This window comes from Pseudomonas sp. REP124, assembly GCF_020164475.1.
GTDB lineage: Bacteria > Pseudomonadota > Gammaproteobacteria > Pseudomonadales > Pseudomonadaceae > Aquipseudomonas.
In genome coordinates this window covers 1-22,004 of sequence record NZ_JAIQWX010000108.1, presented here as the reverse complement: position 1 = coordinate 22,004, position 22,004 = coordinate 1, and the positions used below count along the sequence as shown (strand labels likewise).

Genomic DNA, 22,004 nt, shown 5'->3' with positions numbered 1-22,004 from the left:
GCCACCGCGAATCCATCGGTTTGCCCCGGAGAAAAGCAATGACCGACACCCCAATGTCCCCCGCCGAATTCGAGCAGGCCCTGCGCGCCAAGGGCGCCTACTACCACATCCACCACCCCTACCATGTGACGATGTACGAAGGCCGGGCCACCCGCGAGCAGATCCAGGGCTGGGTCGCAAACCGCTTCTACTATCAGGTGAACATCCCGCTCAAGGACGCCGCGATCCTCGCCAACTGCCCCGACCGCGAAATCCGTCGTGAGTGGATTCAGCGCCTGCTCGATCACGATGGCGCGCCGGGTGAAGACGGCGGCATCGAAGCCTGGTTGCGCCTGGGCCAGGCGGTCGGTCTGGACCCCGATCAACTGCGCTCCCAGGAACTGGTGCTGCCCGGCGTGCGCTTCGCCGTGGACGCCTACGTCAACTTCGCGCGCCGCGCCAGTTGGCAGGAAGCCGCCAGCAGCTCGCTGACCGAACTGTTCGCGCCGCAGATCCACCAGTCGCGCCTGGACAGCTGGCCGCAGCATTACCCGTGGATCGACCCCGCTGGCTACGAGTATTTCCGCACCCGCCTGGGCCAGGCCCGGCGCGATGTCGAGCACGGTCTTTCGATCACCCTTGAACACTACAAGACACGCGAAGGTCAGGAGCGCATGCTGGAGATTCTCCAGTTCAAACTCGACATTCTCTGGAGCATGCTCGACGCCATGAGCATGGCCTACGAACTGAACCGCCCGCCCTATCACAGCGTGACCGGGCAACGGGTCTGGCACAAAGGAATCAGCCTATGAGTTTCGATCGCAGCATGACCCCGAGCTGGCGTCCTGGCTACCGCTTCCAGTACGAACCGGCCCAGAAAGGCCACGTGCTGCTGTATCCGGAAGGCATGATCAAACTCAATGAAAGCGCCGCGCTGATCGGCGGCCTGATCGACGGCGAACGCGATGTCGCCGCGATCATTGGTGAACTCGACAAGCAGTTCCCCGGCGTGCAGGAACTGGGTGACGACATCGAGCAATTCATGGAGGTCGCCCGTGCTCAGCACTGGATCGAACTTGCCTGATTGCGCGTCGGACAAGTTACCGCCCAAACCGGAAATCGGCCTGCCGCTGTGGCTGCTCGCCGAGCTGACCTACCGTTGCCCACTGCAATGTCCGTACTGTTCCAACCCGCTGGATTTCGCCGGGCAAGGCAAAGAGTTAAGCACCGAACAGTGGATCAAGGTGTTTCGCGAAGCCCGGGAAATGGGCGCCGCGCAACTCGGCTTTTCCGGTGGCGAGCCGCTGGTGCGCCAGGACCTCGCCGAGCTGATTGCCGAGGCGCGCAAGCTGGGGTTCTACACCAACCTGATCACCTCCGGCATCGGTCTGACCGAGCAGAAAATCAGCGATTTCAAGAAGGCTGGCCTGGACCATATCCAGATCAGTTTCCAGGCCAGCGACGAGCAAGTGAACAACCTGCTGGCCGGTTCGAAAAAGGCCTTTGCGCAGAAGCTGGAAATGGCCCGCGCGGTCAAAGCCCACGGCTATCCGATGGTGCTGAACTTCGTCACCCATCGGCACAACATCGACAAAATCGACCGCATCATCGAACTGTGCATCGCCCTCGAAGCGGACTTCGTCGAACTCGCCACCTGCCAGTTCTACGGCTGGGCCCAGCTCAACCGCGTGGGGCTGCTGCCGACCCGGGAGCAACTGGTGCGCGCCGAACGCATCACCAACGAATACCGCGCCAAACTCGAAGCCCAGGGCCATCCGTGCAAGCTGATCTTCGTCACGCCGGACTACTATGAAGAACGTCCGAAGGCCTGCATGAATGGCTGGGGCAGTATTTTTCTGACAGTGACACCGGACGGAACCGCACTGCCCTGTCACGGCGCCCGACAGCTGCCGGTGCAGTTTCCCAACGTGCGCGACCACAGCATGCAACACATCTGGTACGACTCGTTCGGCTTCAACCGCTTCCGTGGTTACAACTGGATGCCCGAGCCCTGCCGTTCCTGCGACGAGAAGGAAAAAGACTTCGGCGGCTGTCGCTGCCAGGCCTTCATGCTCACCGGTGACGCGAGCAATGCGGACCCGGTGTGCAGCAAATCGCATCATCACGACGTGATCCTCAACGCCCGCGAAGAGGCCGAGCACGCCACTCAGTCCATCGAACAACTGGCCTTTCGCAATGAACGAAATTCACGCCTCATCGCCAAAAGCTGAACCCTTGACTGCCGCCAGGGCCGTGGCCGCCGGCATCGATTTCGCCGAATTGCAGGCAGGCCCCCTGGGCCTGTTCTGGAACGAATATCGACCGGAGGACGCGGCCTGTCGTATCTGGCATTGGCGCGACAGCGTAGCGAAATGTCTGACACCGCTGGGCTTCAGCGTGCGCAGTCGGGTGTACGAATATGGCGGTGGGGCGTTTTGTCTGACAGGCGACGGTGTGGTTTTCGTCAACGAGGCCGACCAGCAGCTGTATCGGCAATCACTGAATAGCGACACGCCCGAAGTGCTCACCAGCGGTGTGTGTCGTTACGGTGATTTGCAGTTCGCCAATGGTCAGGTGTTGGCGGTCGAGGAGAACCGCGATCGGCATCGACTGGTGGCTATCGATCTGGCTGACGGCAAGCGTCATCTGCTGGTCGAAGGAGCTGACTTCTACGCCGCCCCGACCCTCAGTCTTGATGCAAAACGCTTGGCCTGGATCGAATGGAGTCGCCCGGATCAGCCGTGGACCGCGACCCGCTTGATGGTTGCCGAAGGTCTCGATGACGGTGACTTCGGACCCGCCCGCTGCATGGCCGGCGATGACGGGCAGGAATCTCTGCAACAACCTCGATTTGATGCCAGCGGCCGGTTGTTCTGCCTGACCGATCGTGGCGGCTACTGGCAGCCCTGGATGGAGTCGGAAAACGGTCTGAGCCCTTTACCGAGCAAGGCAGCCGACCATGGCCCCGCGCCCTGGCAACTCGGTGGCTGCACCTGGTTGCCGCTGAGTGAAGGCCGCTATTTGGCGAGTTGGACCGAAGGCGGTTTTGGGCGACTGGGATTGTGTGGTGCCACGTATGAAGAATTCGCCGGCGACTACAGCCGCTTTCGCAGCCTCGCCCTGGATGAGCGTTTCATTTACTGCATTGCCGCATCACCCATCAGCTCTTCAGCAGTAATTGCCATTGATCGCCAGAGCCGGCAGATCAAGGTGCTGGCCGGTGGTATCGCGCCACTGCCCGCCGAGCAGATCAGCCGTCCGCAAACCCTGCGCTACCCCAGCGGCGCGAGCGAGGCTCACGGCTTCTTCTACCCGGCAATGACCGGCGATGCGCAACCGCCGCTGGTGGTGTTCATCCACGGCGGCCCGACCTCGGCGTGCTATCCGATGTTCGATCCGCGCATCCAGTACTGGGCACAGCGCGGATTCGCCGTGGCCGATCTGAACTACCGTGGCAGCAGCGGCTATGGCCGCGACTATCGACAGGCCTTGCATTTGAGTTGGGGAGACGTCGATGTCGAAGATGCTTGCGCGGTGGTCAGGCACCTGGCCGAACGCGGCCTGATCGACGGCGAAAAAGCCTTCATCCGCGGCGGCAGCGCCGGGGGATACACCACGCTGTGCGCGCTGGCCTTCCACAATGTTTTCCGCGCCGGCGCCAGCCTCTATGGCGTCAGCGACCCTGTGGCGCTGGGCCGGGCCACCCACAAATTCGAGAGCGATTACCTGGACTGGCTGATCGGCGACCCCGTAAAAGACGCAGAGCGCTACGCCTCACGAACACCGCTACTGCACGCGAGCAACATTCGTGTGCCGATGATCTTCTTTCAAGGGGAACTGGACGCCGTTGTCGTGCCACAGCAGACCCGGGACATGGTCGACGCGTTGCTGAACAACGGGATTCTGGTCGAGGCACATTACTACGCCGAAGAGCGCCATGGCTTCCGCCAGGCCGGCAATCAGGCCCATGCGCTGGAGCAGGAGTGGTTGTTTTATCGGCGGGTGATGGAGCAGGGAGATTGATGCCGGAAATTGTGGTGCGCCAATCGCGAGCAGGCTCGCTCCCACAATTGATCTCGGATGTGCTCACTTGTTGTGGTCACTGAAGATTCAATGTGGGAGCGAGCCTGCTCGCGATAGCGATCTATCAGGCCCCGCCAACCTCAACGCTTGGCGATGATGTAAACCGCATGCACGATCCCCGGAATGTAACCGCACAGCGTCAAAAGAATATTCAGCCAGAACGCCCCGCCAAATCCCACTTGCAGAAACACACCCAGCGGCGGCAAGAGAATGGCGATGATGATGCGAATGAAATCCATGGGTTCAGCTCCTGATTGAAGTCGGCTTGTGCAAGCCATACATGCAATCGACCTGCGCGGTGGGTGAGGGTTCAGCCAAGTGAATCAGGCCAGAATTTCCAGGCCATGTTTCTGAACGATGCTCAACAACTTCAACGCCATGCCACTGGGGTGTTTATCCCCTGCTTCCCATTGTTTGACGGTGGAGGGGCTGGTGTTCAGGTAGCGGGCGAATACAGGCTGACTGACATTGTTGCGCTCGCGCAGAGCCTTGATCTGTTCTGGTGAGATTTCATCCGGAACCGTAGCCAGACATGACTCATCGAATTCGCGCATGGTCGCCTTGCTGATGGCTCCGATGGCATATAACGCACTGGCGGATTCGTGGACCGACTCTAATGCTTCACTTTTGAATTTTTTACTCATGGAATATCTCCATTAAATCCTTCGTATCCAGCAAGTACTGAACTTGCCACTCTGTCAGTTCCTGATAGAACTTCACCATTTTTCGGAACCCCAGCAAGTCGGCATGGGTGATATTGCTCAGGTCTTTCTTGGCATAAAGGTATTGGTAAACCCAGCAACCTCCACCTTTGGCCAAAACAATCGACCGATGCCGATTGGCATTCAAACGCTTCTTCCAGACCCCTCCACCGAGATCCACCGCCTGCCCCTTGAGCATCTCGGCGAACGCTTCTCGAAGCTCGTCATCACCGATCCACGCCTTCGCCGCCTGCATTGCAAAACGTTTTGTCTTGAACAGCCTCGGTAACATTGGCATCCCTTCCAAAAACATACCACCCAGTGGTATAGAACTCAAAGGCATCACAACAACAAAATTGTTGCGATGGCACCGACGCTCCTTGCCGACGCTCCGCTAAAAAGCCATTTTTCCCCCAACCACTCAAGCCGAAATTGCCTTTTGCAAAACCCGGCCACAAAAAAACGCCCCACGCCAAAAGAATCAGGCATGGGGCGTGCGTTATACCGCGAGACGGTTCGGGTGTTGGGGGCAGGCTGTCAGCTCAGACGGCGATGCCTTTTCGGCACTGCACTTGCGCGGTGCGCACTCGGGAAAAGGCGCGGGCCAGGCGCAGGAGCATTTCGTCTATGTTGGCCTTGCTGACGGTCAGTGCCGGGGTGAAGCGCAGGCAGTCGGGTTGCGGGGCGTTGAGCAGCAGGCCTTCGTAGAGTGCGGCCTTGACCACGGCGTCGGCGCAATCGTCGGACAGGGTCAGGCCCCAGAGCAGGCCTTGGCCGCGCAACTCTCCGTGGCCGTAGCGATGGGACAGGCGCTGCAGACCTTCGCGCAGGTGCTGGCCGGTCTCGGCGACATGTTGCAGAAACGCCTTGTCCTGCACGCTGTCGAGCACGGCCAGGCCGGCAGCGGCCATCAATGCGTTGCCATGATGAGTGCCGCTCATTTCGCCCACGTCGAAACAGCAGGCCTTGCCCCGCGCCAGCAATGCCGCCACCGGCACACCACCACCCAGCCCTTTGCCGAGCACGAGGATATCGGCGCGGATGCCGTAGGACTGTTCCGCGAGCAGGGTGCCGCAGCGACCGATGCCGGTTTGCACTTCGTCGAGGATCAGCAGGATGCCCAGTTCGCGGCACAGGCGTTCGACACCCTTTAGGTAGTGCGCCGTGGCCGGGATCACCCCGGCTTCGCTCTGGATCGGCTCGAGCAGGATCGCCACCGTCCGCTCATCCACCGCCGCATGCAGCGCCGGCAGATCGTTGAACGGCACGTGGCTGAACCCCGGAAGCTGCGGCTCGAAACGGTTGATCTGCGCCGAACTGTCCGACGCTGAAATCGTCGCGATGCTGCGCCCGTGACAGGCATTGCTGGCAACGATAATCCGCGATGCGCCACCGCGATGCTGTTGACCCCATTTACGCGCCAGCTTGATCGCTGCCTCACAGGCCTCGCTGCCGGTGTTGAGCAGATGCGCCTGATCACTGCCGGTGCTGCTGCACAGGCGCTCGGCGAGGTTGAGCATGCCGCGGTTATGCAGGCCGAAACCCGGATTGATCAGCGACTGGGCCTGCGCGGTGATTGCATCGACCATGGCCTTGGGGCTGTGGCCGAGGCTGTTGGCCCCGCCCCCTTGAGAGAAATCCAGATAAGCGCGGTCTTCGCTGTCCCACAACCAGGAACCCTGGCCACGGACGAACACCTGTTCCGGCCGCTCGACACTGGGCATCAGGCATTCGCTGGAAAGGTTGTCATGCCCGGAGGGAAAAGAAGCATCCGCCACCAGATCATCCAGACTCGGCGAATGACGACGCAGGCTGAACAGGTTCATTGGCTCAGCCCTCGTTGCCGATTTTTGTCTTGCCTATGTAAACACCATCGAAACAAACGGTATTCATCGCGCTCTGTGGCCCTGTAAGCCATGTGATTACGGTTAGACTAGGCTCAGACAAGGCGCTGAGCCATTTCGATTTGCGAGCATTTTCGATAAGTATCTCTTATGGATTTCAAGCAACTCCGCTATTTCGTCGCGGTGTATGAAGAAGGCCACGTCGGTCGCGCCGCCGAACGCCTGTCCATCTCCCAGCCGGCGTTGTCCCAGCAGATCCGTCATCTGGAACAGACCCTGGACGTCAGCCTCTTCGAACGCAGCAGCAAACGCCTGTTGCCGACCCTCGCTGCCCATACCCTCTATAACCACGCCCTGCCCTTGCTCGACGGTCTGCAACGAGCGCGCGAAGCACTGGGCAACTTCAAGGGCCAGGCGCTGCGCACCCTGGCCATCGGCGTTTTGCAGACCGTGCACACCAGCCTGGTGCCGCAAATGCTCGAACGCCTGCGTCAGGAGCAGCCGCATCTGGTGGTGCAGATCTACGAGTTGTCGGGACTGGACATCGAACGCCGGCTGCTCAATGGCTCGCTGGATATCGGCATCAGCTACCTGCCGCCGCGGCAACCGGGGCTGCATGGCGTGATGCTGTACGAGGATGAACTGACCCTTGTCATCCCGGCGGATCATCCGTTGCGGGAGTTCAAGAAAGTCTCCATGAGCCAGGCTGCCGAGCTGCCGATGCTGCTGTTGGGCGAAGAGTTTCAGGTGCGGCAGATCTGGCAGGCGCAACTGACGAACCTGGGCCGTCGACCCCAGGTGCAAGCCGAGCTGAACAACATGGCCGGGATTCTCGGCAGCCTGCCGCACACGCAATTGGCCACCGTACTGCCCGGCCGCTCACAAAAGGCACACGGCAATAAGGAACTGCTGTGGAAACCACTGACCGAGCCACGGGTGCCATTGAAAGTCGGGCTGGTGTGTCGGGATGTGCAACGGCAACAGGCATCGATGGCCTTGCTGCGTAACTTGCTTGAGGAGGTGATGAATCGGCCGGACGACCGCCTTGAATCGCGCGCCTGAACGCTGAAGACTTTTTCGCAGGCATAAGAAAACCCCGCCGAAGCGGGGTTTTGCAGACTGTTTCCCTGACATCCATTTCACTCCGCCGCCCTGGCAGAATCCTACGTGTCCGTGTTGTTGCTTTGCGCTTCCTGCGCTACGTCCATGTGAAGTAGATTAGCCGTGGATCCAATTGGCTACTATGGGAGAAAAGCATTACGTCATGTAAGAGAATGCTTACATGACGTTACATCCTCAGAATTGCGCTGCATCCAACAGGAACAGCGACTCGCTACCGGCCTTCACCGACGCACTCAGGGAATGAATCCGCGGCAGCAGGCGGGCGAAATAGAACCGCGCCGTGCCCAGTTTGCTCGCGTAGAAATCCTCCTGCGCCTCTTTGCCCAACGCCGCCTTGGCCATCAACGCCCACATGTAGGCATACGCGGTGTAGCCGAACGCTTGCAGGTACTCCACCGACGCCGCGCCGATCTCGTTCGGGTTGGCTTTCGCACGGTCCAGCAACCAGGCGGTCAGTTCGTCGAGAGTAGTCACCGCATCGTTCAGCGGCTTGGTGAACTCGGCGAGATCAGCGCTGGCAGTTGCGGTGAAGTGACGGATCTCGTCGGCGAACAGCTTGTAGAACGCCCCGCCGCTGCCCACCACCTTGCGCCCCACCAGATCCAGCGCCTGAATGCCGTTGGTGCCTTCGTAGATCTGGGTGATACGCACGTCGCGCACCAGTTGCTCCTGGCCCCACTCACGGATGTAGCCGTGACCGCCGAACACTTGCTGACCGTGAACCGTGGTTTCCAGGCCCAGATCGGTCAGGAACGCCTTGGCCACCGGGGTCAACAGGGCGACCAGATCTTCCGCGCGCTTGCGCGTTGCGGCGTCTTCGCTGAACTTCGCGGTATCCAGTTGCATGGCCACGTAGGTGGAGAACGCACGGCCGCCTTCGTTCGAGGCTTTCATGGTCAACAACATGCGACGCACGTCCGGGTGGACGATGATCGGGTCGGCCACCTTGTCCTTGTTCTGCGCGCCGGTCGGGGAACGGCTCTGCAGGCGGTCGCGGGCGTACTCGATGGCGTTCTGATAAGAACGCTCGCCGCTGGCCAGGCCCTGAATCCCAACACCCAGACGCTCGTAGTTCATCATAGTGAACATCGCCGCCAGGCCCTTGTTCGGCTCGCCGACCAGGTAACCCACAGCTTCGTCGAAGTTCATCACACAGGTCGCGGACGCCTGGATGCCCATCTTGTGTTCGATCGAACCGCAGTTGGCCGGGTTGCGCGCGCCCAGACTGCCATCGGCATTGACCAGGAACTTCGGCACCAGGAACAGCGAAATGCCTTTCGGACCCGCCGGTGCATCCGGCAGTTTGGCCAGTACCAGGTGGATGATGTTTTCGGTCAGGTCGTGCTCACCGCCGGTGATGAAAATCTTTGTGCCGCTGACCTTGTAGGAACCATCGGCCTGAGGCTCGGCCTTGGTGCGGATGATTCCCAAGTCAGTGCCGGCGTGCGGCTCGGTCAGGCACATGGAACCGGCCCAGATACCGGCGTACATGTTCGGCAGGTAAGCCGATTTCAACTCTTCGCTGGCGTGGGCGTTGATCGACAGGCAGGCACCGGCGGTGAGCATCGGGTACAGGCCGAACGACAGGCTCGCGGAGTTGACCATCTCTTCGACCTGGGCCGACACCGCCTTGGGCATGCCCATGCCGCCGTAGGCCGGATCGCCGCCGACACCGACCCAGCCGCCTTCGGCATAAGTCTGATAGGCCTGTGGAAAACCGGCCGGCGTGGTGACGGCACCTTCGGCCCAGTGGCAACCCTCTTCGTCAGCCGCGCGGCTCAGGGGCGCGATGCTTTTGCTGGTGACCTTGCCGGCCTCTTCGAGAATGGCTTCAACGGTTTCGGCGTCGACGGTATCGGCCAACGCCGGCAACTCGGCCCAGAGTTTGGCGACCTCGAAGACTTCATTGAGGACGAAGCGCATATCGCGCAGGGGCGCTTTGTAGTCAGCCATGGCAAACCTCGCAAGATCTAATACAGGTATTCACAGGAAGGGTATTAACGATGGGGCCGAGTGTACCCCAACAACTTTTGCGACACATAGGGTCGACACATGACTGTTTTGTTATTTTTAGTCATCAGCAGAAATCGCAGCCCACGACAGCAAAATCCTTTAGGAACTGCCGCAGGCTGCGATCTTTACAAACATCAACTGCTTAAAGGGCAAACAACTCCGCCGGCAACTGCATCAGGCAATCACTGCCCGCCTCGATGGCCGCCCGATGCGCTGCGGTGCGCGGCAACAGTCGCTTGAAGTAGAACTCGCTGGTCGCCAGTTTGCCGCGGCAGAAATCCGCATCGCCGCTGCCGTCGTCCAACTGCGCCTGCGCCACCAGCGCCATCCTCAACCACAGGTAGCCAAGGATGATGTAGCCGCTGAACATCAGGTAATCCACCGACGCGGCACCGACTTCGTCGGGATTTTTCATCGCGGCCATGCCGATCCCGGTGGTCACCTCGCCCCACTGCCGATTCAGCTCGTTGAGCTGCGCCACATACGGCGCCAGTTGCGGGTGACCGGCATTGGCCAGGCAGAACTTGTGCACGATCTTGGTGAAGCCGCGCAGCAACTTGCCCTGGCTGCCCAGGACTTTGCGCCCCAGCAGGTCCAGCGCCTGAATGCCGTTGGTGCCTTCATAGATTGGTGCGATACGGCAATCGCGCACCAACTGCTCCATGCCCCATTCACGAATGAAGCCGTGGCCGCCAAACACCTGCATGCCGTGGTTGGTCACTTCCAGGCCGGTTTCGGTCATGAACGCCTTGCAGATCGGCGTGAGGAACGCCAACAGGTCTTCGGCTTCCTGACGGGCCGTTTCGTCCGCACTCAGATGGGCGACGTCCAACAGCTGCGCGGTGAAATAGGTCAATGCGCGGTTGCCTTCGTTGAAGGCTTTCATGGTCAGCAGCATCCGCCGCACGTCGGGATGGACGATGATCGGGTCGGCGGCTTTTTCCGGGGCTTTCGGGCCGGTCAGCGCGCGCATCTGCAAGCGCTCGTTGGCGTACTTGATCGCCCCCTGAAAGCTCGCCTCGCCCAGGCACAAGCCCTGCATGCCGGTGCCCAGCCGCGCGTGGTTCATCATGGTGAACATGCAGTTCAGGCCCTTGTTCGCTTCACCGATCAAAAAGCCCTTGGCCCCGTCGAAGTTCAGCACGCAGGTGGCCGACGCCTTGATGCCCATCTTGTGTTCGATGGAACCGCAGGACACGCCATTGCGCTCCCCGGCGTCTCCCGCGGCGTCGGGCAGGAACTTGGGCACGATGAACAGCGAAATGCCCTTGGTGCCCGCCGGTGCATCCGGCAGTTTGGCCAGCACCAAGTGAATGATGTTGTCGCTCATGTCGTGCTCGCCGGCGGAGATGAAAATCTTGCTGCCGGTGATCGCGTAGCTGCCGTCAGCCTGAGGCACGGCGCGGGTCTTGATGATGCCCAGATCGGTGCCGCAATGGGCCTCTGTCAGGCACATGGTGCCGGTCCACTGACCGGCGGTGAGTTTGCTCAGGTAAGTCAGTTTCTGTTCTTCGGTACCGTGGGCGTGGATGGCCGACATGGCGCCGTGGGTCAGGCCGGGGTACATGCCCCATGAGGTGTTGCTGGAAGCGACCATTTCGCTGATCACCAGCCCCAGTGAACTCGGCAAACCCTGACCGCCGTAAGCCGGATCGGCCGCCAGCCCGTGCCAGCCGCCCTCGACATACTGTGCGAAAGCCTGTTTGAAACCGGCCGGTGTGGTCACCACGCCGTTATCGAAATGGCAGCCCTCTTCATCGCCACTGCGGTTGAGGGGCGACAGCACGTTTTCGCAGAACTTCGCGCCTTCCTCGAGGATCGCGCCGATCATGTCCGGGCTGGCGTCATTGGCCCCCAGCGTGGCGTAGCTGCTGTGAAAGTCGAAGACGTGGTCGATCAGAAAGCGCATGTCGCGCAGGGGAGCTTTGTACTCGGGCATGGTCGTTTCTCCGTCGGCAGATTTTTCCAACCTACTGCTGGCAACCACGCCCCACAATCACAGTCCAGACGCTGAATGCGCCATCATCACTCAGCCGTAGCGGCATCCATTCGCACGGCGCCGCGCCGCGTCTGCCCGAACGCCATCACGCAGTTACGCCCCGCGCCCTTCGCGCTGTAGAGCGCCTGGTCGGCGGACTTGAGCACTTCTTCCGGCGTGCGCTGTTCGATCCGCTCGGCAACGCCGATGCTGACGGTGACCGACACGCTGGAAGCCGCAGAGCCGGTACGCCGCTGACGCCCCTGGTTGTCATCCTGCGGACGGTTCTCCTGATTGCGCAGGTGAATCAGGTAGGTGGCGATGGACTCGCGGATCACCTCCAGATGCGGCATGCACTCTTCCAGCGTCTTGCCGGCAAACACCAGGGCGAACTCCTCGCCGCCATAGCGATACGCCTTGCCGCCGCCACCGATCTTCGACAGTTTGCTGGCCACCAGTCGCAGCACCTGGTCACCGACATCGTGGCCATGGGTATCGTTGAATTTCTTGAAGTGGTCGACGTCACTCATCGCCAGCACATAGGTGCGTCCAAGGCGCTGCATGCGTTCGTTCAATGCACGGCGGCCGGGGATTCCGGTGAGCTCGTCGCGGAACGCCATCTGATAGGCCTCATGGGCAACGGCTGCGGCGATCATCAACATCACCTGGCTGCACATGATGTTCAGGGTGAACGGCAGGATGAAAGTTTTCGGCAGCATCCAGAACAGCCCGAGCAACCCGACAAGCTGCGCGGCGTGCAGAGGCCGGGGATTGCGCCAGTACTGCCAGGCCAGCAGCAGGAAGGCCGCGATGAACACCGGATAAGACAGCTGAATCAGGCTCATCCAGGCGCCATGCAAGGCCGGCCAGCGGATCTCCGACAGCCACATCAGCAATGCCTGCGGGTAACTCTGCTCCAGCCCCAGCGCCACGCTTCCCACCGCCAGCAACACCGCGAAACGCGCGACCATGTCCTGGAACAGGTGCGTTCGTTCCTGCCAGGCAGCGAAAATCCCGAACAGCAGCGGCAACAACAGGCAACACAAATGGAAAACCACGGCGGCGTCTTCGCGCACCTTGCCGTTGTCGCGGTAGAAGTCGGTCTGGGTGTCGAGCAGGAAATAAGCGGTGTACACCGTGACCATCAGAAACAGTTCGCGCTGACGGCGATAGACCGCGCAATAAGCACCGCCGAGCAGCAGCACCAAGGTCGGCAGCACGTTGAACAACGAGGTGAAGAAGACGTTGAGATCCTTGACGTAGGCGGCGGCAAGCCCCGCCAGCAACAGCAGCAGAGACGGCAGGAAATGACTGAAACGTACAGCGGAAGGACGCGGCAAGGGTAAAACTCCTACCCATCAGATCAATAGATGGCAATGTGCCAACTACTGTAACGGCAGAGGTCCGCAATTGCTGAGTGAATAAGTGAGGCATTTGTGAAAAAAAGCGTCACTGGCGACCATCGACCGCCAGTGACGTAAAGGGAAATTTATTGTGGCAGGTCGTTATTGAACGGTTGCAGTGGTCCTTCCAGCGCCGGGCGACCTTCGGCGCCGATAGGTTTGAGCTGGAATTCGGCGTCCTGGGCCTGGCGAGTGGTGATCTTCGGGCTGACCGGTTTTTGAACGACAGCGTTTTCATCGCCCTTCGCACCCTGTGCCAGCACCAGCGACGGATGATCGAACGGTGCCCGCTCCCACGCCACCCGCGGATCGGTCAGGCCGACCTCCATGAATTTCACCAGGGCATCGATCTCATCCTGAGTCAGGTTCAGTGGCGACATGTCCGGATCCAGGTTGGAGCCGTTGTGCTGATTGACCGCCGGGTGCTCGAAGCCGCTGGTGTTGCTGGCATCTTCGCCACGCCGGTCGCCGCCGCGGTTGTAGAACTCCATGACCTGTTGCAGCGTGGCGCGGCTGCCGTTGTGGAAGTAGGGACCGGTCAGCGCGATGTTGCGCAGTGTCGGGGTCTTGAACGCGCCATCGACCGAGTCACGGAAGTTGACGTTGGGTTTGAGCGTCGCATCGCAGGGGATCACCGCGCTCAACGGCGCCTCGAAGGTGCAGACATCGATGTCCAGCGAGTCCGGAATATTCCCGCCCTGCAGTTGGGTGTTGTACTCACGGGTGAAGGACAGCGGGTTGCCCCAGGCATCCGTCCCGCCGACTGCCAGATCTTCGGAGGTCGGACGTACGCCGGTGTTGTAGAAGCCGTTGTCATAGAGGGTGGTCAGGCCGTCCGCCATGACCATCCGCTCGATGCGTTCGCGAGGGTGGAACTGCAAGCGGCTGGCGGCATTGGTCAGCTCCGCGCCGCCGTGGCAATTGACGCACTTGCCCTTGCCCAGGAACAGATTCATGCCCTGCACCTGCTGCACGTTCATGGCTGTCTGATCGCCGTTCAGATAGGCATCCAGCGGCGCCTGGTCGGACACCAGCGTGGCTTCATACATCTGGATCGCCAGGCCGAAGAACAGCGGGAAGTTGGCCTCCATCTGGGTGTACGGCGCGCCGCCCACAAGCACCTGCTGAGTGGCGTTCCACAGCCGTGGCTGGAACGCGTTCTTGATCAGCTCGCGATAGGTTGGTCGACGAGCACCGGACACCGGGCCGAGCACCGAGTCGGTGGACGAGATCCGCTGCTGCTTGAGCATCAGCGTGTCGAGCATGCGCCGGCCGATGTCGGCAAAGGTGCGCCCGCCGCAGGACATTTCCACCGCACTGCCGGGAGGCCCGACCGCCTGGGAAGCGGCGGAGGCATCGTTGAGCGCCAGGCGTACCTTCTGGGCCACGCCGCTGCTGTCCTTGGTCACATAGATCCCGGCATCCGGGTCACGGTTGCCGAAGGGCGAGAAGCCGTTGAACACGTAGTTGGCCCGGCCATCCCAGAAGTTGCGCACATTGAACGCCGCGTTGATCACCGACGGCGCGTTGCGCCCGGTGCTGCGCCGCACATTGATGCCGCCAACCTGAAAGATCCCGTCCGGCTGCTGGGTGCACTTGTCGAAACGCGGCTGGTTGGGCTTGACGAAGTTGGCGTCGAACACCCCTTGGGAGCCGATCACGTCATCGCTGGAATAGACGATGGGCGAGTTGCGATCCTGCGGATTCGACAGCACATGGGTCGGGAAGTCGGCTTTTTTCAGCAGATAGTTTGGTCCGCCTTTACCCCCGGATTTGGTGGCGTAGGACGGTACGTCACCGGGAATTTCGGAGGCGGTGAAAGGCTTGTTGAAAATCGACGCGACGTTGGCGTGAGTGGTGGCCTGGCCCGGGTTGATCTGGTTGGTAGTGCGGTGATCGACCCCGGCGTGATAGTGGCAGGACGCGCAGGCGGTGGAGCTGTCACTGCCCACTTCCATGTCCCAGAACAGCGCCTTGCCCAGCAGGATCGCCGCCGAGCGATTGAGCACGTAGTCGGTCATCAGGTCGACCTTGCGCCCCCCTTCGGTGCCCGAGGGGTCAGGAGGCGTCATGCCGCGCAACGATTGCAGGCTGGTGACTTCCGGCACGGGAGGTTCAACCGTTCCCGGCGGGTCAGCCGCGAACGCGAAGTTCAGCGTAAGCCCGCTCATGAGCGCGCAAGCCAGAGGGATGGTACGCAGGATTCGCGAATGATTGGCCATGATCTTTCTCCCGGTTCAAGGCGGAGTTGCCAGGCTCCGGTTAACTATCGCGAGATGGATTCATGACCAGACATCTTTCTGCACGCGCTCGCGACAACTCCAAACGAAGTTATCGGGTGCAAGGCACGGCGACACTGGCGAAGTGCTCGCTAATCGTTGGCTATAAGTATTGGCTCGTCGCTCTGCGGCGACGCTTGATTGCACTGTAGTCGTTACAAAAGATTTCAGCAGCATATTTTTACAAATTTTATTTGATGATTCCGCCTCTCGTTAATTACCGCAACTTCGGGGATTGAACACCCCCATAACTGGGTAAAAACCCCCACAAAAGCCTATAGGCAAGGGGCCGAAGGCCGCATGCGACATTCGAAGCGGAGTTGGCAAAACAATTGCAAATCTCAAGAAAACCTCTTGACTAGTTAAAGCAATAACTTCCACCAAAGGATCATTAACTGGAGTGCTTATTCCCACTTCAATAACTAACGCTGCGCGTCATTTATATAAACAACGAAAAACCTGTAGGAGCGAGCTTGCTCGCGATGAACTAACAGGCAACGCTTTTTATCAGGACACCCGCGCTATCGCTGACTTCCATCGCGACCAAGCCCGTCCCGACAGGAAAGCAAAAAAAAAACGCCGCTCTTGAGAGAGCGGCGTTTTTGTTGAAGAACTGCGTTAAGGCTTAGTAGCCCAGTGCGAAGTCTTCTTCTTTCATGTCCATCAGGTTGTTGGCGCCCGACAGCATGGTTGCAACGTGAGTGCGGGTACGCGGCAGGATGCGCTGGAAGTAGAAGCGCGCGGTCTGCAGCTTGGCGGTGTAGAACGCCTCGTCGCTGGTGCCGGCAGCCAGTTTCTCGGCAGCCAGACGCGCCATGTCGGCCCAGAAGTAAGCCAGGCAGGCGTAACCGGAGTACATCAGGTAATCCACGGACGCCGCGCCGACTTCTTCGCGATCCTTCATGGCAGCCATACCGACCTTCATGGTCAGCTCGCCCCATTCCTTGTTCAGTGCAGCCAGCGGTGCGACGAATTCCTTGACGGCTTCGTTGCCTTCGTTGGTCTGGCAGAACTTGTGCACGATCTTGGTGAAGCCTTTCAGAGCCTCGCCCTGAGTCATCAGCACTTTACGGCCCAGCAGGTCCAACGCCTGGATGCCGGTGGTGCCTTCGTACAGCATCGAAATGCGGCTGTCGCGAACGTTCTGCTCCATGCCCCACTCGGCGATGAAGCCGTGGCCGCCGTAGATCTGCACGCCGTGGTTGGCCGATTCGAAACCGACTTCGGTCATGAAGGCCTTGGCGATCGGAGTCATGAAGGCCAGCAGTGCGTCGGCTTTCTTCTTCTCTTCTTCGTCCACACCGTATTTGACGATGTCGACCTGCTTGGCGGTGAAGTACACCATCGCGCGGTTGCCTTCGGCGAACGCCTTCATGGTCAACAGCATGCGGCGAACGTCCGGGTGCACGATGATCGGGTCAGCGGCTTTGTCCGGCGCTTTCGGGCCAGTCAGCGAGCGCATTTGCAGGCGATCGCGAGCGTATTTCAGGCCGCCCTGGAAGCCGATTTCGGCGTGGGCCAGACCCTGCAGTGCGGTACCCAGGCGTGCGGTGTTCATGAAGGTGAACATGCAGTTCAGGCCTTTGTTCGCCGGGCCGATCAGGAAACCGGTGGCCTCGTCGAAGTTCATCACGCAGGTGGCGTTGCCGTGGATGCCCATCTTGTGTTCCAGGGAACCACAGGACACGGCGTTGCGTGCACCGACAGTGCCGTCTGCGTTCGGCATGAACTTGGGCACGATGAACAGCGAGATGCCTTTGGTGCCTGCCGGTGCATCCGGCAGGCGGGCCAGCACGATGTGGACGATGTTGTCGGCCATGTCGTGTTCACCGGCCGAGATGAAGATCTTGGTGCCGGAAACCTTGTAGGAACCGTCGGCCTGAGGTTCGGCCTTGGTGCGCAGCATGCCCAGGTCGGTGCCGCAGTGCGGTTCGGTCAGGCACATGGTGCCGGTCCACTCACCCGAGACCAGCTTGGTCAGGTAAGCCTCTTGCTGCTCAGGGGTGCCGTGCTCGGAGATGGTGTTCATCGCACCGTGGGACAGGCCCGGGTACATGCCCCAGGACCAGTTGGCTTCGCCGACCATTTCGCTCACAGCAAGGCCCAGCGACTCAGGCAAACCTTGACCGCCATGCTCGACGTCGTGGGCCAGGCTTGGCCAGCCGCCTTCGACGAATTGCTTGTAGGCCTCTTTGAAACCAGTCGGGGTCTTAACGCCGGACTCGCTCCAGGTGCAGCCTTCAAGGTCGCCCACGCGGTTCAGCGGAGCCAGTACCTGCTCACAGAACTTGGCGCCTTCTTCGAGAATGGCGTCAACCATGTCCGGAGTTGCCTCCGCGCAAGCTGGAAGGCTCTGATAATGCGCTTCATAGCCAAGCAGTTCGTCACGAACGAAGCGAATATCACGCAAGGGGGCCTTGTAGTCAGGCATAGCGATAAACCTCTGCTGATGTAACCGGGAATGAGCGACCGTGTTGGATTGTTATGACGGTCAAACAGTTGTTTGAAACATACGTTTACGCCTAACCCTTGTCAAGCGTCGATCTTTTGCCGCTCGTCATCGCCTGCGCGCCAAACAAGGCGCACGGGCACGCAACGTCGTTGCCCGAGCAGCACGTCATTAAACAAAGAGTAGTTTGCAAATAAGGACTTACGATGAAAAACGCCGCGAAGATTCGCGGCGTCAGCGGTGCAGGTTCAGCGAATGAGTCAGGCGAAGGTATCGATCAGCGTACCGAGCACTTCATCGGAAGCCTTGGCGACTTTCGCCCCCAATTCCACCTGAAACTTGCCCTGGGCCATTTCCACCATGTTGCCGGTCACGTCCGATTGCTGGCTGCGATCGGTCGAACGCAGGCGCTCGGCCTGAACCTCGGAGGACTGGCTGGTGATCGAACGTTCGATAGTGTTGTTGGCGATCTGGCCGGCGGCTTGATCAACGCGGTTCTGCCCTGTCTGAATGGTGCTCAGACCGGCATAAAAAGCGGTGCTTCCTGAGATTTCCATGGGAGAACTCGTCCTTGTGGAGGATCAACAGCGCCCATTGAACCAGACCTGAGACTTAAAGGCCCGTCAAAAACACTAATGGCACAGTGCTTTTGCCATAGGCAAAATTTAATCAAGCAGGTCCAGCTGCAGATGTTCGGCCACCGCTTCCGGCGTGACGCCCTTGAGTTTAGGCACTCTTCCCAGGCACGGCGCCGGGATGCGTTCGGCCAAAGTCGCAAGGTTTTCTTCAAGGCGCGAAGTCTTCGGATCGATGATGTTGGCCACCCAGCCCGCCAGCTGCAAACCGTCCCGGGCAATCGCCTCGGCGGTCAGCAACGCATGACTGATGCAACCCAGGCGCACGCCGACCACCAGAATCACCGGCAGCCCCAACGCCATCGCCAGATCAGACAGATTGTCCTGATCGGCCAGGGGCACGCGCCAGCCACCAGCGCCTTCGATCAGGGTGAAATCGGCCTGCATGTCGAGAATCTGCCGCATCGGGGTCAAAAGCGACTGCACCGTCAGCGCCACGCCTGCCTCCCGCGCCGCCAGATGCGGAGCGATGGCCGGCTCGAAGGCCACCGGGTTGACCTGTGCATAAGTCAGCGGCAACGAACATTCCGCCAGCAGCGCCAGCGCGTCCGAGTTGCGCAGGCCCTTGGGCGTCACGTCGCAACCGGAAGCCACCGGTTTGCCCGCCGCCGTGCTCAGGCCCGCCGACCGCGCGGCATGTAGCAAACCTGCCGCTACTGTGGTCTTGCCGACATCGGTATCGGTGCCGGTGATGAAATAGGCTGCGCTCATAAGGGTTTCTCCATAACGGCGTACACAACCTGATAAGTCGCCGGCAGGCCCTGGGCCTGACGAAACTGCTCGTAAGCCTCAATCAACCCCAGAATCCGCGCCCGGCCAGTCAGTCCGCCCGGCCGTCCAGGATTGATGTTATGCGCGCCCAACGCCTTGAGTTCATGGGTCAGGCTGCGCACATCCGGGTAATGCAGCACGTGGGGCCGGGTCTGCAGACTGATCGCCTGCAAGCCGCTGGCCGCGCACAACTGTTGATACATCGCGAACTCGCGGAAGCGGTTGACATGCACCATGCCGTCCACCTGCCGCCAGCTGTCACGCAGTTCAAACAACGTGCCCACGCACAGACTAGCAAATGCAAAGATTCCGCCAGGCTTGAGCACGCGATGGGCTTCGCTGAGCACGCTGGCGAAGTCGGCGCACCACTGCACGGCGAGGCTGGAGAAGATCAGATCGCAGGTCGCATCGTGCAGCGGCAAACGCTCGGCATCGCCGGCGATGAAGTGCGTGGCGCCACCCAGTGGCCGTGCGTGATTGAGCATGCCTTCGGCGATGTCCAGCGCCAGTCCTTGTCCCTCGGGGAAACGCTCAGCCAGCGCACGGCTGAAATGCCCGGTGCCACAGCCAAGGTCCAGCCAGCGTCCCGGCACGAAATCTTCCGGCAAGCGGCTCAGCAACTGGCTGCCGACATCACGCTGCAACTCGGCCACGCTGTCGTAGCTCGATGCCGCGCGAGAAAAGGATGCCGCTACCTGACGCTTGTCGGGCAAGCCGCCTAGAAGCTGGGGATTGGATAAATCAGTCATCGCCGGACTCATGCAAGAAAGCGTGGATCGCCCCCGCCACACCGTGGGGGTCTTCCAGCAGGAACGCGTGGCTGGCCTGTTCAATCAGACCGATTTCTACATCCGGCAGCAGCGCCAGCAGGTCACCAGCCGCTTCGGCGGGTACCAGGCCATCGAGGCCGGCAAACAGGTGCAACTGCGGACCGCGAAAAGCCTGCAAGGCCTGTCGGGTATCGAGTTGGGCGAGCACTTGCAGCCCGCTCACCAAGGCCGGGGCCGGACTGTTGGGCGCACCGCCGAGCATCAGCCGCGACAATCCGCGCGAATCTTCGGCGCCTTGTGCACACAGCAGCGAAAAGCGTTTGAGGGTCGTGCGCGGGTCAGCGGCGCAGCCGGCCAGAAAGGCATCGAAAGTTTCGCCAGGCATCGCACTCGGCCACTGCTCGTGGCTGACGAAGGACGCATTGCTCGCCAGGGTCAGCAAGCCGCAGCAACGATCACCACGACGGGCCGCCAGTTGCGAGGCGAGCATGCCGCCCAGGGACCAGCCGCCGAGCCAGGCGTCCTGGGGGATCGTCGAGTCGAGTTCATCGAGCCATTCTTCAGGATCGCTCGACTCCAGCTCCGGCAACGGCTCGATTTCCACCCGCAGATGTTCGTCCAGGCCTTGCAGGGCCGCCGCCAGTGGCTCCAGTGGGGAAATTCCGAGGCCCCAACCGGGCAACAGAATCAGTCGATCACGCATCGTTTGGCTCCGGTCCAAGTTGTTTAAAACAATCGGCCAGTCCTTCTAACAATAGCTGCACCTGCGCTTCGCTGTGGGCGGCGGTCAGGGTCACGCGCAAGCGGGCGCTGCCGGCGGGTACGGTCGGCGGGCGGATCGCGGTCACCATCAGGCCGCGCTCGCGCAGCATCTGCGACAGGCGCACCGCACGCCCGGCGTCACCGATCATGATCGGCTGGATCGGCGTGAAGCTGTCCATCAATTCCAGACCGATCTGTTCGGCGCCGTGGCGGAACTGACGAATCAGCGACTGCAAATGCTCGCGACGCCAATGCTCGCTGCGCAGCAGTTCCAGGCTTTTCAGCGTGGCGCAGGCCAGGGCCGGCGGCTGGCTGGTGGTGTAGATGTAGGGACGGGCGAACTGGATCAGGGTTTCGATCAGCTCTTCGCTGCCGGCGACAAAAGCACCGGCCGTACCGAATGCCTTGCCGAGGGTGCCGACCAGCACCGGCACATCGTCCATGCCCAGGCCGAAATGCTCGACGCAGCCGCCGCCGTTTGCACCCAAAGGGCCGAAGCCGTGGGCATCGTCGACCATCAGCCACGCGCCCTTGGCCTTGGCTTCCCGGGCCAGTGCCGGCAGATCGGCGATGTCGCCGTCCATGCTGAACACGCCGTCGGTGACCACCAGGGTATTGCCGGTGGCTTTCTCCAGACGCGAGGACAGGCTTGCCGCATCGTTGTGCAGATAGCGACTGAAACGCGCGCCGGACAACAGACCGGCATCGAGCAGCGAGGCGTGATTGAGGCGGTCTTCGAGCACCGTATCGCCCTGCCCGACCAGCGCGGTAACCGCGCCGAGGTTGGCCATGTAGCCGGTGGTGAACAGCAGCACCCGCGGGCGACCGGTGAGGTCGGCCAGCGCTTCTTCCAACGCGTGGTGAGGGGTGCTGTGACCGATCACCAAATGCGAAGCCCCGCCACCGACACCCCATTTTTCAGCGCCAGCGCGCCAGGCTTCTATCACTTGCGGGTGATTGGCCAGGCCCAGGTAATCGTTGTTGCAGAAGGCCAGCAACGGCTTGCCATCGACCACCACCTCGGGGCCTTGCGGGCTTTCGAGCAGGGGTCGTTGGCGGTAGAGGTTTTCGGCACGACGGGCAGCCAGGCGTGCGGCGAGATCGAAAGACATGCAGGCCTCGGACAAGATCACACAACTCAAGGTGAGCACAGACCCTGTGGGAGCGGCGGTGCGACGATTCGGCTTGCTCGCGAAAGCGGTGTGTCAGTCGACA

19 protein-coding genes are annotated in these 22,004 nt (G+C 60.9%); 5 read left to right on the top strand and 14 right to left on the bottom strand.

The features are described 5' to 3' along the window. Positions 1 to 38 precede the first annotated feature (38 nt). Genes pqqC through K9857_RS22095 form a run of 4 tightly spaced genes read left to right on the top strand, consistent with a single transcriptional unit; the run spans position 39 to position 4,002 of the window. Entirely contained in the window at positions 39 to 791 is a 753-nt protein-coding gene (gene pqqC, locus K9857_RS22110; RefSeq protein WP_224539296.1) for a pyrroloquinoline-quinone synthase PqqC, read from the top strand. Then, positions 788 to 1,063 carry a pyrroloquinoline quinone biosynthesis peptide chaperone PqqD gene (gene pqqD, locus K9857_RS22105; RefSeq protein ID WP_224539294.1) on the top strand — a complete coding sequence of 92 codons (276 nt, stop codon included), beginning with the start codon at positions 788 to 790 and terminating at the stop codon, positions 1,061 to 1,063. Before pqqC ends, pqqD begins: the two co-directional genes overlap by 4 nt. Next, the gene (gene pqqE / locus K9857_RS22100) at positions 1,056 to 2,210 is read left to right on the top strand and encodes a pyrroloquinoline quinone biosynthesis protein PqqE (protein ID WP_224539300.1); all 1,155 of its coding nucleotides are present in this window, start codon (positions 1,056 to 1,058) and stop codon (positions 2,208 to 2,210) included. The genes pqqD and pqqE overlap by 8 nt, the downstream gene beginning before the upstream one ends. Beyond that, positions 2,176 to 4,002 (top strand): alpha/beta hydrolase family protein, encoded by a 1,827-nt coding sequence (locus K9857_RS22095; RefSeq protein WP_224539292.1) that lies wholly within the window; start codon positions 2,176 to 2,178, stop codon positions 4,000 to 4,002. Before pqqE ends, K9857_RS22095 begins: the two co-directional genes overlap by 35 nt. Positions 4,003 to 4,142: 140 nt before the next feature. Here the strand turns inward: K9857_RS22095 and K9857_RS22090 are convergent, their stop codons facing one another. The 4 genes from K9857_RS22090 to K9857_RS22075 all read right to left on the bottom strand — a co-directional run bounded on the left by K9857_RS22090 (position 4,143) and on the right by K9857_RS22075 (position 6,589). Next, positions 4,143 to 4,301, bottom strand: a complete 159-nt coding sequence (locus tag K9857_RS22090; RefSeq protein ID WP_003228885.1) for a YqaE/Pmp3 family membrane protein — start codon at positions 4,299 to 4,301, stop codon at positions 4,143 to 4,145. A gap of 84 nt (positions 4,302 to 4,385) precedes the next feature. Beyond that, the gene (locus K9857_RS22085) at positions 4,386 to 4,706 is read right to left on the bottom strand and encodes a helix-turn-helix domain-containing protein (RefSeq protein ID WP_224539289.1); all 321 of its coding nucleotides are present in this window, start codon (positions 4,704 to 4,706) and stop codon (positions 4,386 to 4,388) included. Continuing rightward, positions 4,699 to 5,055: a type II toxin-antitoxin system RelE/ParE family toxin gene (locus K9857_RS22080; RefSeq protein WP_224539298.1), complete on the bottom strand. Its 357-nt coding sequence runs from the start codon at positions 5,053 to 5,055 to the stop codon at positions 4,699 to 4,701. Before K9857_RS22080 ends, K9857_RS22085 begins: the two co-directional genes overlap by 8 nt. Before the next feature lie 250 nt (positions 5,056 to 5,305). Then, positions 5,306 to 6,589 (bottom strand): aspartate aminotransferase family protein, encoded by a 1,284-nt coding sequence (locus K9857_RS22075; protein WP_224539287.1) that lies wholly within the window; start codon positions 6,587 to 6,589, stop codon positions 5,306 to 5,308. A 168-nt stretch (positions 6,590 to 6,757) separates the two neighbouring features. On the opposite strand from K9857_RS22075, the gene K9857_RS22070 reads away from it, so the two are divergent. Continuing rightward, positions 6,758 to 7,669, top strand: a complete 912-nt coding sequence (locus K9857_RS22070; RefSeq protein WP_224539285.1) for a LysR family transcriptional regulator — start codon at positions 6,758 to 6,760, stop codon at positions 7,667 to 7,669. A 234-nt stretch (positions 7,670 to 7,903) separates the two neighbouring features. On the opposite strand, the gene K9857_RS22065 is transcribed toward K9857_RS22070, so the two are convergent. The 10 genes from K9857_RS22065 to bioF all read right to left on the bottom strand — a co-directional run bounded on the left by K9857_RS22065 (position 7,904) and on the right by bioF (position 21,901). Next, positions 7,904 to 9,682: an acyl-CoA dehydrogenase C-terminal domain-containing protein gene (locus K9857_RS22065; RefSeq protein ID WP_224539282.1), complete on the bottom strand. Its 1,779-nt coding sequence runs from the start codon at positions 9,680 to 9,682 to the stop codon at positions 7,904 to 7,906. Positions 9,683 to 9,884: 202 nt separating this feature from the next. Beyond that, complete coding sequence (locus tag K9857_RS22060) at positions 9,885 to 11,681, bottom strand: acyl-CoA dehydrogenase C-terminal domain-containing protein (RefSeq protein ID WP_224539280.1); 1,797 nt, start codon at positions 11,679 to 11,681, stop codon at positions 9,885 to 9,887. A gap of 86 nt (positions 11,682 to 11,767) precedes the next feature. Beyond that, complete coding sequence (locus tag K9857_RS22055) at positions 11,768 to 13,060, bottom strand: GGDEF domain-containing protein (protein WP_224539278.1); 1,293 nt, start codon at positions 13,058 to 13,060, stop codon at positions 11,768 to 11,770. Between the two features lie 149 nt (positions 13,061 to 13,209). After that, the gene (locus K9857_RS22050; protein WP_411961596.1) at positions 13,210 to 15,294 is read right to left on the bottom strand and encodes a cytochrome-c peroxidase; all 2,085 of its coding nucleotides are present in this window, start codon (positions 15,292 to 15,294) and stop codon (positions 13,210 to 13,212) included. Between the two features lie 733 nt (positions 15,295 to 16,027). Further along, on the bottom strand, positions 16,028 to 17,833 hold the full coding sequence (locus K9857_RS22045) for a phenylacyl-CoA dehydrogenase (protein ID WP_224539274.1): 1,806 nt from the start codon (positions 17,831 to 17,833) through the stop codon (positions 16,028 to 16,030). A gap of 278 nt (positions 17,834 to 18,111) precedes the next feature. After that, the gene (locus tag K9857_RS22040; protein WP_224539272.1) at positions 18,112 to 18,408 is read right to left on the bottom strand and encodes a pyrroloquinoline quinone biosynthesis protein PqqE; all 297 of its coding nucleotides are present in this window, start codon (positions 18,406 to 18,408) and stop codon (positions 18,112 to 18,114) included. Between the two features lie 108 nt (positions 18,409 to 18,516). Continuing rightward, complete coding sequence (gene bioD / locus K9857_RS22035) at positions 18,517 to 19,197, bottom strand: dethiobiotin synthase (protein WP_224539270.1); 681 nt, start codon at positions 19,195 to 19,197, stop codon at positions 18,517 to 18,519. Continuing rightward, positions 19,194 to 20,006: a malonyl-ACP O-methyltransferase BioC gene (gene bioC, locus K9857_RS22030; protein ID WP_224539267.1), complete on the bottom strand. Its 813-nt coding sequence runs from the start codon at positions 20,004 to 20,006 to the stop codon at positions 19,194 to 19,196. Before bioC ends, bioD begins: the two co-directional genes overlap by 4 nt. Beyond that, positions 19,999 to 20,730 (bottom strand): alpha/beta fold hydrolase, encoded by a 732-nt coding sequence (locus K9857_RS22025; RefSeq protein WP_224539264.1) that lies wholly within the window; start codon positions 20,728 to 20,730, stop codon positions 19,999 to 20,001. Before K9857_RS22025 ends, bioC begins: the two co-directional genes overlap by 8 nt. Then, entirely contained in the window at positions 20,723 to 21,901 is a 1,179-nt protein-coding gene (bioF, locus tag K9857_RS22020; RefSeq protein ID WP_224539261.1) for an 8-amino-7-oxononanoate synthase, read from the bottom strand. Before bioF ends, K9857_RS22025 begins: the two co-directional genes overlap by 8 nt. Positions 21,902 to 22,004 lie beyond the last annotated feature (103 nt).